The sequence below is a fragment of the Novosphingobium sediminis genome, assembly GCF_007991615.1.
GTDB lineage: Bacteria > Pseudomonadota > Alphaproteobacteria > Sphingomonadales > Sphingomonadaceae > Novosphingobium > Novosphingobium sediminis.
This window is the reverse complement of the sequence record NZ_BJYR01000013.1, coordinates 132,842-150,088: the sequence shown is the minus strand read 5'-3', so window position 1 is coordinate 150,088 and position 17,247 is coordinate 132,842. Positions and strand designations below refer to the sequence as shown.

General features: G+C 64.6%; 9 protein-coding genes. 4 read left to right on the top strand and 5 right to left on the bottom strand.

The features are described from left to right. Window positions 1-69 precede the first annotated feature (69 nt). A complete protein-coding gene (locus NSE01_RS10480; protein ID WP_147159533.1) occupies window positions 70-726 on the bottom strand; it encodes an energy transducer TonB in 657 nt (218 codons plus the stop codon). Between the two features lie 344 nt (window positions 727-1,070). Between NSE01_RS10480 and NSE01_RS10475 the strand changes: the two genes are divergently transcribed. Both NSE01_RS10475 and NSE01_RS10470 read left to right on the top strand, forming a co-directional pair. Then, window positions 1,071-1,976, top strand: coding sequence for a hypothetical protein (locus tag NSE01_RS10475; RefSeq protein ID WP_246135153.1), 906 nt, complete (start codon window positions 1,071-1,073; stop codon window positions 1,974-1,976). Between the two features lie 76 nt (window positions 1,977-2,052). After that, window positions 2,053-3,369 carry a homoserine dehydrogenase gene (locus tag NSE01_RS10470; RefSeq protein WP_147159532.1) on the top strand — a complete coding sequence of 439 codons (1,317 nt, stop codon included), beginning with the start codon at window positions 2,053-2,055 and terminating at the stop codon, window positions 3,367-3,369. A gap of 74 nt (window positions 3,370-3,443) precedes the next feature. Here NSE01_RS10470 and NSE01_RS10465 read toward each other — a convergent pair whose 3' ends face one another. Further along, window positions 3,444-3,872 carry a hypothetical protein gene (locus NSE01_RS10465; RefSeq protein WP_246135152.1) on the bottom strand — a complete coding sequence of 143 codons (429 nt, stop codon included), beginning with the start codon at window positions 3,870-3,872 and terminating at the stop codon, window positions 3,444-3,446. 125 nt (window positions 3,873-3,997) lie between these two features. On the opposite strand from NSE01_RS10465, the gene glpX reads away from it, so the two are divergent. Then, window positions 3,998-4,990, top strand: coding sequence for a class II fructose-bisphosphatase (gene glpX, locus NSE01_RS10460; protein WP_281289497.1), 993 nt, complete (start codon window positions 3,998-4,000; stop codon window positions 4,988-4,990). Window positions 4,991-5,042: 52 nt separating this feature from the next. After that, window positions 5,043-6,188, top strand: a complete 1,146-nt coding sequence (locus tag NSE01_RS10455) for a serine hydrolase domain-containing protein (RefSeq protein ID WP_147159530.1) — start codon at window positions 5,043-5,045, stop codon at window positions 6,186-6,188. 5 nt (window positions 6,189-6,193) lie between these two features. On the opposite strand, the gene NSE01_RS10450 is transcribed toward NSE01_RS10455, so the two are convergent. From NSE01_RS10450 to rpoB, 3 genes are all read right to left on the bottom strand, one after another. Then, window positions 6,194-8,008 carry a methyl-accepting chemotaxis protein gene (locus NSE01_RS10450; RefSeq protein ID WP_246135151.1) on the bottom strand — a complete coding sequence of 605 codons (1,815 nt, stop codon included), beginning with the start codon at window positions 8,006-8,008 and terminating at the stop codon, window positions 6,194-6,196. A 184-nt stretch (window positions 8,009-8,192) separates the two neighbouring features. Next, window positions 8,193-12,473, bottom strand: a complete 4,281-nt coding sequence (gene rpoC / locus NSE01_RS10445; protein WP_147159529.1) for a DNA-directed RNA polymerase subunit beta' — start codon at window positions 12,471-12,473, stop codon at window positions 8,193-8,195. Window positions 12,474-12,555: 82 nt separating this feature from the next. Beyond that, window positions 12,556-16,734 carry a DNA-directed RNA polymerase subunit beta gene (rpoB, locus tag NSE01_RS10440; RefSeq protein WP_147159528.1) on the bottom strand — a complete coding sequence of 1,393 codons (4,179 nt, stop codon included), beginning with the start codon at window positions 16,732-16,734 and terminating at the stop codon, window positions 12,556-12,558. Between the last annotated feature and the right edge of the window lie 513 nt (window positions 16,735-17,247).

Below are 17,247 nucleotides of genomic sequence, written 5' to 3'. Positions count from 1 at the left end.
GTAGAATGGATCAAAAAGATTAGCTCGTGCGTCACGGCCCCTCCCGAAGGAAAGGCCGCGCCAGTAAGGTCAGTCCTTCGGAATCACCCAACGGATCGAGTTGGTATACGAACCGATGGTGGGATTGCCTTCTCCGTCCGTGGCCGGAGCAAACCGGGCGCGCCGGCGGACGTTGTCGCACGTTGCCTGGTCAAGATCGGGGCTCCCGCTCGACCTGGTAACTTCGCACGACGTGACCTTGCCGTCGGTTCCGACTGAAACGCGGAAGCCGGTAACGCCTTCACGCTCTTCGCGAAGCGCACGCGAAGGATAGTCGTTCGACGTCGCCCAGTTGCCGGGGCTGCCCTTCGGCGCCGGGCCCTTCGGCTGGAACTTGGGCGGCGGCGGCGGGGGCGGCGGCGGCGGCGCAGCGGTCGTGAACACCGGAGCCGGAGGCGGCGGCGTGGTCACAGTTTCGATCTGCGGCGCAGGCGCGTTGAACGAGATCGGCGGCGGCGGCGCCACAATGGGCGGCGGCGGCTGATCCTTCGGGGGCGGCGGGGGCGGGGGCGTCTCCGGCGGCTTCTCTTCTTCGATGTTGACCGCCGCGGTCACCTCTTTCACCTTCTTGTACGCCTCGTAAGCCAGCCCTGTTACCAGCGCATAGCCCAAGGCGACATGAAGGATCGCAACGATGATGAGCGCGGTGATCTTGTTACCGCTCATCTGTTGGTCAGCGTATGCCATTCAGCTCCAAAACTCCTGATTCTCCGCGATCGAAGGACACCCGGAGGATGCCTGCGTTCACGGAATCGCGCATGGAATCACCCATCCAGCGCGATTGGCCAATCCAGCGATTTCATTCCACCCTGCCGGCAAACCGGACCGCCGACATCGGGTGCAAGGAACCCGGCGGCGGCTTTTGCGGGCTTTCATTGTTGAAATCCCCGACAACCGCGAGCTTTAACGCCGAAGCCAAAGGCGCGCAAATGCTTTATCGGTTAACCATCGATTCACAGTTTCGCTGCCTGAAACAGGACTTGGCATTCGTGCCATCGGTTTACCGCACAAGCGACTCCAAGGACCACAGCATGCCCCGAATCAGACGCTTACGCCGCAATCGTTCCTGGCTCCCGATCTCGGTGAAGCTATGTGCCGCAGCCGTTCTCGGCCTTGGCGGCGCTGTCTCAAGCTACGGACAGGAAACGGCTTTGTCCGTTCCGATGGCACCAGGCCTCGAAGCCGATCCGGATCTCACCTACGCCGATCTGGTCGATCTGGCGCTGCCGGCGCAGGTCGTCGTGCGCGCCGAAGTGCGCAAGGCGGTGCGGCTCAAGCCTGAAGAGGCGCCGGGGCTGCCAGCCGGGCGCGCACGGCTCTATATAGAGGCGCGCACGCAGGCGCTGCTGATTGGCGAGAACATCGGCGAATCGATCCGTTTTCTGGCCGATGTCCCGCTCGATGCGCGCGGCAAGCCGCCGAAACTGAACAAGCTTCAGGTGCTGGTGCTGGCACGCGTCGTCCCGGAGCGGCCGGGTGAGCTCCAGCTCGTGGCGCCCGATGCGATGCTTGCGCTCACGCCGGCGCGCGAGGCCACGTTGCGGGCCATTCTGACCGAGACCTCGCGGCCCGATGCGCCTCCGGTCATCACCGCGCTGCGCGAAGCCTTGCACGTCACAGGCAATCTTGCGGGCGAGGGCGAAACCCAGCTTTTCCTTGGCACCGCGACCGGCGCGCCGGTTTCGATCTCGGTACTCCGCCGCCCCGGCCAGCCAACGACATGGGGGGTGAGCTTCACCGAAATCGTCGATTCGTCCGCGCGCCCGCCGCTTCCCGCGACGATCGCCTGGTACCGGCTTGCCTGCGGGCTCCCGCAACGGCTGCCCGAGCGTGCAAACATCTCGGCCACCCTCGCCGACCGGCGAATCGCGGCGGAGGACTACGCGCAAGTGCTGGCCGATCTTGGCCCCTGCGCTCGCAAGCGTATCACGCGCTGAACCACACATTCCACCGGCGGTTGCGAGGGCGGATCAGCTACCCTAAGGCGCGCCATAAGATTTTACGGGGATCATCATGAGCGAACCTTTGCGCATCGCGCTGGCCGGCCTTGGCACTGTCGGAGGCGGCGTCATCCGCCTGCTGGAAGCCAACGCTGCGCTCATTGCGCGCCGCGCAGGCCGCCCGATCACGATCAGCGCGATCAGCGCGCGCAACCGCAGCAAGGACCGCGGTGTCGACCTTTCCGCCTATGCGTGGGAAGACGACATGGTGATCCTCGGCGAGCGGCCCGATGTCGATGTCGTGGTAGAACTCGTCGGCGGCGCCGATGGCCCGGCGCTGGCGCTGGCGCGCACCACGTTCGAGGCCGGCAAGGCGCTGGTAACGGCGAACAAGGCGATGGTCGCCCATCATGGGCTGGAGCTTGCAGCCAAGGCCGAGGCGGCCAAGGTGGCCTTCAAGTTCGAGGCCGCGGTGGCCGGCGGCATCCCGGTCATCAAGGCGCTCAAGGAAGGCGCAGCGGCCAATCACATCGACCGCGTCTACGGAATCCTCAACGGCACCTGCAACTACATCCTCTCGACGATGGAGGACACCGGCCGCGATTTCGCCGATGTCCTCGCCGAAGCGCAGGCCAAGGGCTATGCCGAAAGCGATCCGACGTTCGACATCGATGGCATCGATGCCGCGCACAAGCTGGCGATTCTCTCGAGCATCGCCTTCGGCACCGCGATCGATTTCGGCCCCGTTGCCGCCACCGGCATCCGCCGCGTACTCGCTGCCGATATCGCGCAGGCCGATGCGCTGGGCTACTATATCCGCCTGATCGGGATGGCCGAAACCGAACTTGATGCAGCAGGCCAGCGCCGCCTGTTCCAGCGCGTGCATCCGATGCTGGTCCACCGCGACCATCCGCTGGCCCATGTCGACGGCGCGACCAATGCCGTGGTGGCGGAAGGCAACTTCGTCGGCCGATTGCTGTTCCAGGGCGCCGGCGCGGGCGATGGCCCCACGGCAAGCGCTGTCGTGGCGGACCTGATCGACATCGCGCGCGGCGATATCGGCGCACCGTTCTCGATTCCTGCGGCCGAACTCGAGAAGGCTTCGCCTGCGAGCAGCGGCCACCGCACCGGCAAGGCCTACTTGCGCTTCACCGTGGCCGACCGCCCGGGCGTGCTGGCCGAAATCACTGCGGCGATGCGCGATGCCGGCGTTTCGATCGAAAGCCTGATCCAGAAGGGCCGCGCTGCGATCGGCAGCACCGAGGCGGTGCTTGTCGCCATGGTCACGCACGAGGGGCCGGAGAGCGCGATCGCCGAGGCGCTGCGCCTGCTCGAAGGCTCACCCAGCCTCGCCGCGCCGCCGCTGGTCATGCATATCCTGGAAGACTGAGGGAGCTTCTGCCTGTTTCGGCCTTGCCGAAACAGGGCAGGCCCGTGCCGCAATCCGCGAAAGCGGATCAGACCCTAAGGCGCGCGGATCTCGCCGCGCGCGATCTTGTCGGCATCCGAATCGGGCGGCGCCTCGGGCAGCTTGGTGATGTCGAAGAAGTACATCGGGGTGGGCGCCGAGCCGAAGCCGATGCAACCCCGACTGCAATCGGGCAGGCCGCTGACATTGGGCGCCCGCGGCAGACCATCGCGGGTCGACTTTGCCGATTCGAGCTGATCCCGCAGCGGCAGTCGCTCCTTTTCGTTCGCCTCGCGCCCGCCGCAGACGACGATCGCGCCGTCTGGCCCGGCTTTTTCGCACTTCTTTGGCTGACCTGCGGTGAGCAAGCGCTGCGCAATCTCGGCGTTGGTGTCGGCACCCGCCGAATCAGCCGGTGCAGCCGCACTCGCCGCAGGCGTTTGTGCCGCCTGCGCCGCCTGCGCGTTGGCTGTTCCCATTGCCATGACCGACAGGTTTACGCATAGGAATGCACGAAACGCGTGCCCGTATACAAATCCGCGCCTCGACAACCAAGCATCCTCCCGTCTAGGGCATGTCCAGCTTCCGCCAACGAGCCTCAGGAGTCAACGTGACCGACATCCGTCCCGCCCCAGCCGCTTCGCAAGTTCTTGACCGCGTCCTAGTCCTCGAGATGGTGCGCGTTACCGAAGCCGCCGCGATCGGGGCATCCAAGCTGATCGGCCGAGGTGACGAGAAGGCCGCTGACGCCGCCGCTGTTGAAGCCATGCGCGCCGCCTTTAACGAACTCTACATGGACGGCACCGTGGTAATCGGTGAGGGCGAGCGCGACGAAGCGCCGATGCTCTACATCGGCGAAAAGGTCGGTGCGGCGCCGGACAAGGGCCCGAAGATCGACATCGCGCTCGATCCGCTGGAAGGCACCACGATCACCGCAAAGGCCGGGCCGAACGCGCTCGCCGTGCTGGCGGTTGCCGAAGAAGGCGGCCTGCTCAACGCGCCCGACGTCTACATGGAAAAGCTGGCGGTTGGCCCCGGATATCCCGACGGCATCATCGACCTCAATCGCACGCCGGGCGAAAACGTTTGCGCCGTTGCCAAAGCGAAGGGTGTTGATCCGAGCGACATCATCGTCTGCGTGCTTGATCGTCCGCGCCACGCCGAACTCATCGCCGAACTGCGCGCGATGGGTTGCGGCATCAGCCTGATTCCGGACGGCGACGTTGCGGGCGTGATCGCGGTGACCAACGAGGACACCGGCATCGATCTCTACATGGGCACCGGCGGTGCGCCCGAAGGCGTGCTGGCAGCCGCTGCGCTGCGCTGCGTCGGCGGGCAGTTCAAGGGCCGCCTGCTGTTCCGCAACGAGGACGAGAAGTCCCGCGCGCGCAAGTGGGGCATCACCGATCTGAACAAGGTCTATGACCTCAAGGAACTCGCCAAGGGTGACTGCATCTTCGCCGCGACCGGCGTGACCGACGGTTCGCTGCTGGCGGGGGTGAAGACCAACAAGAGCGGCGTGATGACCACCGAGAGCGTGGTGATGCGCGCCAGCTCGGGCACCGTGCGCTGGGTCAAGGGGGAACACCGCAAGTCGCGGTGATCGCCGAGAGGCCCCGGCAGAGGGCCGTGCGGGATTGGGAGAGGGACGGAAAATGAAGGGCATCGCCGAATTCGAGGCCGTTGTCGCGGCGGCAAACCTGCCGGGCGCGGTTGCGCTCATCACGGACAGCAAGGACACGCGCTATTCCCGCGCCTTCGGCATGGCCGATGCGGTAAACAGCGTGCCGATGCGCGAGGATACGCTGTTCCAGATCGCCTCGATGACCAAGGCGCTCACCAGCGTGGCGGTGCTCCAGCTTGTCGAGCGCGGCAAACTCGATCTCGATGCGCCGATCGGGCCGATCCTCCCGGAACTGGCCGAACCGCAAGTGCTCGACGGATTCGATGCGGACGGCAAGCCGATCCTGCGCGCGGCGAGCAGTCCGGTAACGCTGCGCCACTTGCTGCTGCACACTTCAGGCTGCGGCTACACCTTCATGAATGCCGACCTGCTGCGCCACGCGATGGCAAGCGGCAAGATGGCGGCGGGCAAGCGCGCCAGCCTCGATCTGCCGCTGATGTTCGATCCGGGCACGCAGTGGCAATACGGCGTCGGTATCGATTGGGCCGGGCTGGCTGTGGAGGCTGTGACCGGCATGACGCTCGGCGAATGGTTCGAGCGCGAGATCACCGGGCCGCTCGGGATGACCCAGACCCGCTTCCGCGCCGATTGGGAAGCAGGCGAAGCACAGGTCCACGTGCGCGAGGCCGAAGGCGGTTTCAAGACTCAAGGCATGGTGCTTGGCGGCGGCGAATATCACAACGGCGGGGGCGGCCTGTCTTCGACCGCGGGCGACTATGCCCGATTCCTGCGCATGATCCTGCGCGGCGGCGAACTCGATGGCGTGCGCGTGCTTTCGCCCGAAATGGCGAAAATCGCGCGCGAGGATGCTCTGCCAGAGCACCTGTCGGCGGGTGAGATGACGACCGCGATGCCGAGCTTTGCCAGCGCATTCAACCCGCTGCCGGGGCAGCGCGGCGGGTGGACGCTGGGCGGCTTTCTGGTCAACACCGAAACCGGCCCTGCCGGCCGTTCACCGGGCAGCCTGCACTGGGCGGGCATCTTCAACTGCTACTACTGGATCGACACCGAACGCGATTTCGCCGGGGTCATCCTCGCCCAGATCGCACCGTTCGCCGATCCGGGCGTGCTCGACAGCTTCGCCGCGCTTGAGCGCATGGCCTGCGCCAACGCCTGATCGGCTCAGCTGGCGAGCGCCAGCGGCAGTAGCATGGGCGGGCCTTCAGCCGCAGACTTGCGCCGCACCGCATCGGGGGCAGCGAGCGCTGCGGGCCGGTGCGCGGTATCGCGGGTCCGGAAGGTCGCGACAAGGTCGGTGAGGCGGACGGCTTCGGCTGCAAGGCTGCGCGTCGCGGCCGAGGACTCCTCGACCATCGCCGCGTTCTGCTGCGTCATACGGTCCATCTCGCTCATCACCGAGTTGATCTGCGTGAGATTGGCCGCCTGACGCGTAGCCGATCCGGCGATGCTGCCGGTGAGCGAGCTGATCTCATTGATGCGCCGGACGATCGCTTCGAGCCGCGTGCCGCTTTCGCGCACCAGTTCCACGCCAGCGCCGACCTGTTCGCCACTGGTGGTAATCAGCGCTTTGATGCTCTGCGCCGCATCTGCGCTGCGCTGGGCCAAGGCGCGAACTTCTGTCGCGACAACTGCGAAGCCCTTGCCAGCTTCGCCAGCACGAGCCGCCTCGACCCCGGCATTGAGCGCGAGCAGGTTGGTCTGGAAGGCGATGCCGTCGATCACGCTGATGATCTGGCCGATCTCCTGCGCCGAACGCTCGATTGCCGCCATCGCCTCGATCGCACGGCGGACAACGTCACCGCCCTCGCCCGCTTCCCGGTCGGCCTGGGTGATGGTCGAGCTGACAGCCTGCGCACCGGCAGCGGTTTCATGAACGATGCCGGTTACGGCATCCATCGCCCGTGCAGTCTCGGCAATCCGGGCCGCCTGCGCTTCGTTGCGCAGCGCCAGATCCTGTGAAGCAGCGCCGATCTCGGCAATGCTGCCCTGCACGCTTGCCGTACCGATCCGCACGATGCGCAGCGCTGCCGCAAGCGAGGCGACCGCCGCGTTGTAGTTCTCGCGCAGCCGTTCGTAGGCCGGAGGAAAGGGTTCACTGAGTTGGTGCTCGAGATCCTTGGCAGCGAGGCGCGACAGCCCCTCCGAAAGCGCTCCGACAACCGCAGCCTGTTCAGCGGAGGCCTTGCGGCGGCCTTCCTCAGCATCTCGGAAGACCTGCATGGCGCGGGCGACCTGGCCGATCTCGTCAGGCCGCTCGAGGCCATCGATGGCAACGCTCGTATCGCCATCGGCCATGCGCTGCATCGTCACCGCGGTTTCGACGAGTGGGGAGACCACCAGTTTCTGGGCAGCGCGGGCGCTCCACAGGATCAGGGCCAGCATGGACAAGGCAAGTGAGGCCAGACTGGCCAACGCCAAACCGGTCAGCCTGGCATTTCTGCGTTCGGTGTCGGCGCGGTAGGAGCGGCTGAGCGCGACGATGCTGCGCACCTGCTCGCGCTGCACGCGGTAGATCGGCGCGATCTCCATCGTGAAGGCCTCGTCCATCGCGACACGGTTCCCGCTCTTCACCGCAGGCAGGAACCTGCTGTCCATCACCTGCCAGAACCTGTCTGCGGCCGCGATGGTGTCGTTCAGCGGCTGGCGCAATTGATCCGGAACCGGCGCCGTCTTCCAGTAGGCCCTCCGCTCGAGGAATTCGGCGCGTTGGTCCCTGAGCTCGTTGAGAAAGGAACCGGCGCGGTCAGGATCATGCACGATCAGCGAGGCGTCGAGATAGGGTTCGACCACGAAGGCCGGCGGTGGCAGCACGTCTGCGAGAATCTCGGCCTGCAAGGCGCTGTCCTGCGTCATCGGGCCGTCTGCGCGGATAGCGTAGACGACCACTGAAGCCAGCGCGATGATGGCCAGAAGCAGGCCGATTAGAATCCGCGCACCGCTGCGCGCCTTGTCGCTGAGCATTGTGCCGCCAAGCATGGAAGGGACTCCGATCCGGTTCGCCAGAATAAGCGCCCGTGATCCGCTTCCTAACGGTCAAGCCGTTGCAACTAGCCCCATTCCGGACCTGATTGAACTACGTAGGCTCGCGATAACAAACCAAAAACCCCGCCGGCCAGGCCGACGGGGTCTTCAGGTTGCTCAGGAGAGTGAACTCAGCCGATCAGGCTTCATCACCCTCGATCAGGTAATCACCGGCATCGGCATCGAGACCGTGGGTCTCGCCCTCAACCGCCGCGAGCGGATCGTTGCCGATCGCTGCTTCGGGGCCCTGGGCCAGCTCGGCGGCATGCTCTTCGGCCGCCGAGGCGGGGGCAATGAGCGATTCCTGGAGCTTGCGGTACGAAGCGCGCAGCGCGGCGTCGCGGCTGGTGGCCGCAACGCGCAGGCGGTTCATGCCCGCACCAGTGCCCGCCGGGATCAGGCGGCCGACGATCACGTTCTCCTTGAGGCCGATCAGCGAGTCCTTCTTCCCTTCAACCGCCGCCTGCGTGAGCACGCGGGTGGTTTCCTGGAACGAAGCCGCTGAGATGAACGAACGCGTCTGCAGCGAAGCCTTGGTGATGCCGAGCAGCACCGGCTTGCCTTCGGCCGGGGCCATGCCCGGGGCCAGCTTGGCGTTGTATTCGTTCATTTCTTCCAGATCGACCTGCTCGCCTGCCAGCAGCGTGGTGTCGCCGCCATTGGTGATCTCGACCTTCTGCAGCATCTGGCGAACGATCACCTCGATGTGCTTGTCGTTGATCTTCACGCCCTGCAAGCGGTAGACTTCCTGGATTTCCGCGACGAGGTACTCGGCCAGCGCCTCGACCCCCATCACTTCCAGAATGTCGTGCGGATTGGGCGAACCCGAAATCAGGTTATCGCCCTTCTTGACCCAGTCGCCTTCCTGAACGTCGATCACCTTCGACTTGGGGATCAGGTACTCGACCGGTTCGCCTTCCTCAGGGATGATCGCGATCTTGCGCTTGGCCTTGTAGTCGCGAACGAATTCGATCCGACCCGAAACCTTCGCGATGATCGCGTTGTCCTTCGGGATGCGGGCTTCGAACAGTTCGGCGACGCGCGGCAGACCGCCGGTGATATCGCGGGTCTTGGCGGCTTCGCGGCTGGCACGCGCCAGCACGTCACCGGCCTGAACCGTCTGGCCATCCTCGACCGAAAGCGTGGTGCCCGGCGCCATCAGGTAGCGCGCGGTTTCACCCGAGTTCTCGTCGAGCAGGGTCAGGCGTGGACGGAGGTCTTCCTTCTTGGCGCGGCCACCGGCGCGGTTTTCAGTCACCACGCGCTGGGCGATGCCAGTCGCGTCGTCGACCAGTTCGGTCAGCGTGCGGCCGTCGATCAGGTCCTGATAGCGCACCACACCGGCCTTGTCGGTGATCACCGGCAGGGTGAACGGATCCCATTCGGCCAGGCGTTCGCCCTGCTTGATGGTAGCGCCGTTCTCGTGGAGCAGGTGCGTACCATAGGGCACGCGGTGCATCGCGCGTTCGCGGCCTTCGGTGTCCATCACCACGATCTCGCCATTGCGGGCAAGGCTGAGGCGGCGGCCACGCGAGTCCGTGATCGTCGGGATGTCGCGGTACACGACAGTACCATCGCACAGCGATTCGAGGTTCGACTGCTCGTTGACCTGCGCCGCGCCACCGATGTGGAACGTACGCATGGTAAGCTGCGTACCCGGTTCACCGATCGACTGCGCCGCGATGACGCCGACCGCTTCGCCGATGTTCACCGGCGTACCGCGGGCAAGGTCACGGCCATAGCAGGTGCCGCAGACGCCGACCTGCGCCGCGCAGACCAGCGGCGAGCGGATGCGCGCCGACTGCGAGCCCGCAGCCTCGATCTTGGCGATCGCGGCTTCGTCGAGCAGCGTGCCCTTGGGCATCAGCACTTCGCCGGTCTTGGCCTCGATCATGTCTTCGGCCAGCGTGCGGCCAAGGATGCGCTCGCCAAGCGAGGCGATCGTCGAACCGCCCTGCACGATGGCACGCATTTCGAGCGCACGTTCGGTGCCGCAATCGTCGATGGTGACGACGCAGTCCTGCGAAACGTCGACCAGTCGGCGGGTGAGGTAACCCGAGTTCGCTGTCTTCAGCGCGGTATCCGCGAGGCCCTTGCGAGCGCCGTGGGTCGAGTTGAAGTATTCAAGGACGGTCAGACCTTCCTTGAAGTTCGAGATGATCGGCGTTTCGATGATTTCGCCCGACGGCTTGGCCATGAGGCCGCGCATACCGGCAAGCTGCTTCATCTGCGTCGGCGAACCACGCGCACCGGAGTGGCTCATCATGTAGATCGAGTTGACCTGCGCCTCGCGGCCCTGATCGTTCAGCGGGGTGGCCTTGATCTCTTCCATCATGGCCGCCGCCACCTGGTCACCGCAACGGCTCCAGGCGTCGATCACCTTGTTGTACTTTTCCTGCTGGGTGATCAGACCGTCCTGATACTGCTGCTCGTAATCGGCGACCAGTTCCTTGGTTTCACCGACGAGGGCATCCTTGGTGTCGGGGATGATCATGTCGTCCTTGCCGAACGAGATGCCGGCCTTGAACGCGTTGCGGAAGCCCAGCGCCATGATCGCGTCCGCGAACAGCACCGTGTCCTTCTGACCGGTGTGGCGATAGACCTGATCGATGACGTCGGCGATTTCCTTCTTGGTGAGCAGGCGGTTGACCAGCTCGAAGGGAACCGTGCTGCTCTTGGGCAGGCACTCGCCGATCAGCATGCGGCCCGGCGTCGTGTTGTAACGCTTCAGGTACTGCTTGCCGTTCTCGTCGGTCTGCGGGACGCGCGCGACGATCTTGGTGTGCATGGTGACGGCACCGGTGAACAGCGCCTGATGCACTTCGGCCATGTCGGCCATCATCATGCCTTCGCCCGGCTCGCCCTGACGATCCATCGAGAGGTAGTACAGGCCCAGCACCATGTCCTGCGAAGGCACGATGATCGGCTTGCCGTTGGCGGGCGAGAGGATGTTGTTGGTCGACATCATCAGCACGCGCGCTTCGAGCTGGGCTTCCAGCGAAAGCGGCACGTGGACGGCCATCTGGTCACCGTCAAAGTCGGCGTTGAAGGCCGAGCAGACGAGCGGGTGCAGCTGGATCGCCTTGCCTTCGATCAGCACGGGCTCGAAAGCCTGAATGCCAAGGCGGTGGAGCGTCGGCGCGCGGTTCAGCATCACCGGGTGCTCGCGGATCACTTCATCCAGGATATCCCAGACTTCCTTGCGTTCCTTCTCGACCCACTTCTTGGCCTGCTTGAGGGTCATCGAAAGACCCTTGGCATCGAGGCGGGCGTAGATGAACGGCTTGAACAGTTCGAGCGCCATCTTCTTCGGAAGGCCGCACTGGTGCAGCTTGAGTTCGGGACCGGTCACGATCACCGAACGGCCCGAATAGTCGACGCGCTTGCCGAGCAGGTTCTGGCGGAAGCGGCCCTGCTTGCCCTTGAGCATGTCGGACAGCGACTTCAGCGGACGCTTGTTGGCGCCGGTGATGATGCGACCGCGGCGACCGTTGTCGAACAGCGCGTCAACGGCTTCCTGCAGCATGCGCTTTTCGTTGCGCACGATGATGTCAGGCGCGCGCAGCTCGATCAGGCGCTTCAGGCGGTTGTTGCGGTTGATGACGCGGCGATAGAGATCGTTGAGGTCCGACGTCGCGAAGCGGCCACCATCGAGCGGCACCAGCGGGCGCAGTTCGGGCGGAATGACCGGGATCACGTCGAGGATCATCCATTCGGGGCGGTTGCCCGAATCGATGAACGATTCCACGACCTTGAGGCGCTTGATGATCTTCTTCGGCTTCAGCTCGCTCTTGGTGGTGGCGAGCTCCTCCAGCAGGTCCTTGCGTTCCTGTTCGAGGTCAAGGTCGATCAGCATCTGCTTGACCGCTTCGGCGCCGATTCCGGCCGAGAACGCGTCCTCGCCATACTCGTCCTGCGCGTCGAGCAGCTCGTCTTCGGTCAGCAGCTGGTAGCGCTCGAGCGGGGTGATGCCCGGCTCGATCACGACGTAGCTTTCGAAATAGAGGATGCGCTCAAGCTGCTTGAGCTGCATGTCGAGCAGCAGGCCGATGCGCGAAGGCAGCGACTTCAGGAACCAGATGTGCGCGACCGGGGCGGCCAGCTCGATGTGGCCCATGCGCTCGCGGCGCACCTTGGTGACGGTGACTTCGACGCCGCACTTTTCGCAGACGACGCCCTTGTACTTCATGCGCTTGTACTTGCCGCAGAGGCACTCGTAGTCCTTCACCGGGCCGAAGATGCGTGCGCAGAACAGGCCGTCACGCTCGGGCTTGAAGGTGCGGTAGTTGATCGTTTCCGGCTTCTTGATCTCGCCGAAGGACCAGCTGCGGATGCGCTCGGGGCTCGCTAGACCGATCTGGATCTGGTCGAACGTCTCGGGCTTGGCGATCTGGTTGGTGAACTTGGTCAGGTCGTTCATTCTTCATTCCTCACTTGGAGGGAAACTCTAGGGGAGATCAGTCAGTTGGCCGGCGGGCAAAGGCCGCGCCGGCCTGTGACTGTCACTCCGCCGCCATCGGCATGCCGTCGTCGTCGTCGTCCTCGTCGAGCGAGGAGAGTTCGACATTGAGGCCGAGCGAGCGCATTTCCTTGACGAGCACGTTGAAGCTCTCGGGAATGCCGGCCTCGAAGGTGTCGTCACCCTTGACGATCGCTTCGTAGACCTTGGTGCGGCCGACCACGTCGTCGGACTTCACCGTCAGCATTTCCTGCAGCGTGTACGCGGCGCCGTAGGCCTGGAGAGCCCAGACCTCCATTTCGCCGAAGCGCTGACCGCCGAACTGCGCCTTGCCGCCCAGCGGCTGCTGGGTGACGAGCGAGTAGGGCCCGATCGAACGTGCGTGGATCTTGTCGTCGACAAGGTGGTGGAGCTTCAGCACGTACTTCATGCCCACCGTGACCTTGCGGTCGAACGCCTCACCGGTACGGCCATCGAACAGCGTGACCTGACCCGATTCGTCGAGTCCGGCCAGACGCAGCATGTCGGTCACGTCCTTCTCAACCGCGCCGTCGAACACCGGCGAACCCATTGGCACACCTGCGCGGACCGACTGCGCCAGATCGACGATCTGGTCGTCGGTGCGCGCAGCGATCTCGGCTGTGTAGTTGGCGCCGTAGATCTCGGACAGCAGTTCGCGGACGGCTTCGGGCGGAGCACCGGCTTCGGGGTTCGGATTGGCTTCGCGCCACGCATCGAGCGCGGCACCGATCCGCTTGCCGAGACCGCGAGCAGCCCAGCCGAGGTGCGTTTCGAAGATCTGCCCGACGTTCATGCGCGAAGGCACGCCCAGCGGGTTGAGCACGAAGTCGACCGGCGTGCCGTCCTCGAGGAACGGCATGTCTTCCTGCGGCAGGATGCGGCTGATGATACCCTTGTTGCCGTGACGGCCGGCCATCTTGTCGCCCGGCTGCAGCTTGCGCTTCACCGCGACGAAGACCTTCACCATCTTGAGCACGCCGGGCGCCAGTTCGTCACCGCGCTCGAGCTTCTCCTTGCGATCCTCGAACTTCTCCTGGATCGCGCGGACGGCGGTGTCGTACTGACCCTTGACCGCTTCCAGCTGCTGCTGGCGCGCATCGTCGGCGAGGGCGAACTTCCACCACTCGTGACGCTCGACATCGGCGAGCACCTGCTCGGTGATCTCTTCGCCCTTCTTGACGCCCTTCGGCGCCGCGGCCGAAACCTGGCCGACCAGCATTTCGCGCAGGCGGTTGAAGGTCGCACGGTTGAGGATCGCGCGCTCGTCCTCGCGGTCCTTGGCGAGGCGTTCGATTTCCTCGTTCTGGATCGCGCGGGTACGGTCATCGATCTCGATACCGTGGCGGTTGAACACGCGCACATCGACGATCGTGCCCGAAACGCCCGGCGGCAGACGCAGCGAGGTGTCGCGCACGTCGCTCGCCTTTTCGCCGAAGATCGCGCGGAGCAGCTTTTCTTCCGGCGTCATCGGGCTTTCGCCCTTCGGCGTGATCTTGCCGACGAGGATGTCACCCGGGTGCACTTCGGCGCCGATGTAGACGATGCCCGCCTCGTCGAGGTTGCGGAGCGCTTCCTCGCCGACGTTCGGGATATCGCGGGTGATGTCTTCCGGCCCGAGCTTGGTGTCGCGGGCCATGACTTCGAACTCCTCGATGTGGATCGAGGTAAAGACGTCTTCCTTCACGATGCGTTCGCTGATCAGGATCGAGTCTTCGTAGTTGTAGCCATTCCACGGCATGAACGCGACGAGCACGTTGCGGCCTAGGGCGAGCTCGCCGAACTCGGTCGAGGGACCGTCGGCAATGATCGTGCCCTTCTCGATCAGATCGCCCACCTTCACCAGCGGACGCTGGTTAATGCAGGTCGACTGGTTCGAGCGCTCGAACTTCTGCAGGCGGTAGATATCGACGCCCGACTGGCCGGGCTCGATATCGCCCGAAGCGCGGATCACGATGCGGGTCGCGTCGACCTGATCGACCACGCCCGAACGCAGCGCCGAAATCGCCGCGCCCGAATCGCGCGCGACGGTCTCTTCCATGCCGGTACCCACGAACGGTGCGTCGGCCTTGACCAGCGGCACCGCCTGGCGCTGCATGTTCGAGCCCATCAGCGCGCGGTTGGCGTCATCGTTTTCGAGGAACGGAATGAGCGAGGCAGCGACCGAGACCAGCTGCTTGGGGCTGACGTCCATCAGCGTGACCTGCTCGCGCGGGCTCATCACGAATTCGCCGTTCTGCCGCGCCGAGACGAGCTCTTCCGCGAACGAACCGTCCGGGTTGAGCTCGGCCGAAGCCTGCGCAACGGTGTGCTTCTGCTCTTCCATCGCCGAAAGGTAGACGACGTCGCCGGTGACCTTCTGGTCGACAACCTTGCGGTACGGCGTTTCGATGAAGCCGTACTTGTTGACGCGCGCGAACGTGCTCAGCGAGTTGATCAGACCGATGTTCGGGCCTTCCGGCGTTTCGATCGGGCAGATGCGGCCATAGTGCGTCGGGTGAACGTCGCGCACTTCGAAGCCGGCGCGCTCGCGGGTCAGACCACCCGGCCCGAGCGCCGAGACGCGGCGCTTATGGGTCACTTCCGAAAGCGGGTTGGTCTGGTCCATGAACTGCGAGAGCTGCGACGAGCCGAAGAACTCGCGCACTGCGGCAACCGCAGGCTTCGCGTTGATCAGGTCGTTCGGCATCACGGTCGAGACATCGACCGAGCTCATGCGCTCCTTAACCGCGCGTTCCATGCGCAGCAGGCCGACGCGGTACTGGTTTTCCAGCAGCTCGCCCACCGAACGCACACGGCGGTTGCCGAGGTTGTCGATGTCGTCAACTTCGCCCTTGCCGTCCTTGAGGTTCACCAGTTCCTTGACCACGGCGAGGATGTCCTCGGTGCGCAGCGTGGTGATGGTGTCCGGGCAATCGAGGCTGAGGCGCATGTTGAGCTTGACGCGGCCCACGGCCGAAAGGTCGTAGCGATCCGGATCGAAGAACAGGCCATCGAACAGCGCTTCGGCGGTTTCGCGCGTCGGCGGCTCGCCGGGGCGCATCACGCGGTAGATGTCCGAGAGCGCCTGATCGCGGTCCTCGGCCTTGTCGGCCTTCATCGTGTTGCGGATCCACGGACCCGTGTTCACGTGGTCGATGTCGAGCAGCTCGAGGACGTCCACCCCGGCCTTGTCGAGCACTTCGAGGTTTTCCGGGGAAACTTCGTCGCCCGCTTCGATCCAGATGCGGCCGGTGCTCTCGTCGATAAGGTCCTTGGCGGCATAACGGCCGAAGATTTCCTCGGTCGGGATCAGCAGGTTCTGCAACCCGTCCTTGGCCGCCTTGTTTGCAGCGCGCGGAGAAATCTTGGTGCCTGCGGGGAACACGACTTCACCCGAAGCGGCGTCGACGATGTCGAACGTCGGCTTGGTGCCGCGCCACTGGTCGAGCACGAAGGGCACCTTCCAGCCGCCTTCAGCGCGCGCCCAGACGACCTTGTCGTAGAAGAAGTCGAGGATCTGCTCGCCGTTGAGGCCCAGCGCATAAAGCAGCGCCGTGACCGGCAGCTTGCGCTTGCGGTCGATGCGGACGTTGACGATGTCCTTGGCGTCGAATTCGAAATCGAGCCACGAACCGCGATACGGAATCACGCGCGCGGCAAACAGGTACTTGCCCGAAGAGTGCGTCTTGCCGCGGTCATGATCGAACAGGACGCCCGGCGAACGGTGCATCTGGCTGACGATGACGCGCTCGGTCCCATTGATGATGAAGGTGCCGTTGTCGGTCATGAGCGGGATATCGCCCATGTAGACATCCTGCTCCTTGATATCGATGAGGCTCTTGGTCTCGGTCTCGCTGTCGACCTCGAAGGTGGCGAGCTTGAGCGTCACCTTCATCGGCGCGGCATAAGTGATCCCGCGCTGGCGGCACTCGTTGACGTCGTACTTCGGCGCCTCGAGCACATAGCCGTCGCGCTCCTTGATATCGAGGCTGGCGGTGCCTGCGAAATCCTGGATCGGGAAGACCGAGCGCAGCGTCTTTTCAAGACCCGAAACATAGCCCGTTACCGGATCGGAGCGCAGGAACTGCTCGTAGCTTTCGCGCTGAACCTCGATCAGGTTCGGCATCTGCACCACTTCGTGGATGTCGCCGAAGATCTTGCGGATGCGCTTCTTCAGACCGGCGCGTACCGGCTTGGCCGAAGGAGTTGCCTTGGTTGCCATGAAAGGATCAGCCTCTTGTCATTGCAGGCCGGGCAGGACGCCCGGCAAAAACCACACGCGGTGTGTGGTGCCTGAACCCGAAACGCCGAACGCCACCCATGGATTCCGACTGGATTCCCGGTGGCAAATGGCATCATCGCGTCAGACGAAACCCGAACCGCTTCCTTCCTGAGCCTTCCCCCGCGTATGGGACGGCCTTGCTCGAAGTGGTGAGTTGGAACGGCGAAGTAGGCGCGAGGGGCTGCTTTGTCAACAACAGCTGGCCGCGCGGCCCCCGCTGCGCCTAGCTTTGCTTGACTCTTGCCGCTTCTTCAGCCAATGGCGCGGCCGACCCGCAGGGCTAGCCCTTGTGGATCATCCGTCCGAGACAGTTGGTGCAGGTTTCCTGCTTAATTTCCAGCCTAGACGGGGAAAAGAGATTCCGGGCGCCTCGGCGCCCATGGCCTGATGGTCCGCTCCCGAGTGGAACACCAAGGCCCGACGCGCCAATCGGCGTGTTCTCCTTCCCCATTG

Coding starts and splice junctions, on each gene's coding strand:
- NSE01_RS10455 (WP_147159530.1), top strand. CDS start 5,043: ATGAAGGGCATCGCCGAATTCGAGGCCGTTGTCGCGGCGGCAAACCTG.
- rpoB (WP_147159528.1), bottom strand. CDS start 16,734: ATGGCAACCAAGGCAACTCCTTCGGCCAAGCCGGTACGCGCCGGTCTG.
- NSE01_RS10480 (WP_147159533.1), bottom strand. CDS start 726: ATGGCATACGCTGACCAACAGATGAGCGGTAACAAGATCACCGCGCTC.
- NSE01_RS10450 (WP_246135151.1), bottom strand. CDS start 8,008: ATGCTTGGCGGCACAATGCTCAGCGACAAGGCGCGCAGCGGTGCGCGG.
- NSE01_RS10475 (WP_246135153.1), top strand. CDS start 1,071: ATGCCCCGAATCAGACGCTTACGCCGCAATCGTTCCTGGCTCCCGATC.
- NSE01_RS10470 (WP_147159532.1), top strand. CDS start 2,053: ATGAGCGAACCTTTGCGCATCGCGCTGGCCGGCCTTGGCACTGTCGGA.
- rpoC (WP_147159529.1), bottom strand. CDS start 12,473: ATGAACGACCTGACCAAGTTCACCAACCAGATCGCCAAGCCCGAGACG.
- NSE01_RS10465 (WP_246135152.1), bottom strand. CDS start 3,872: ATGGCAATGGGAACAGCCAACGCGCAGGCGGCGCAGGCGGCACAAACG.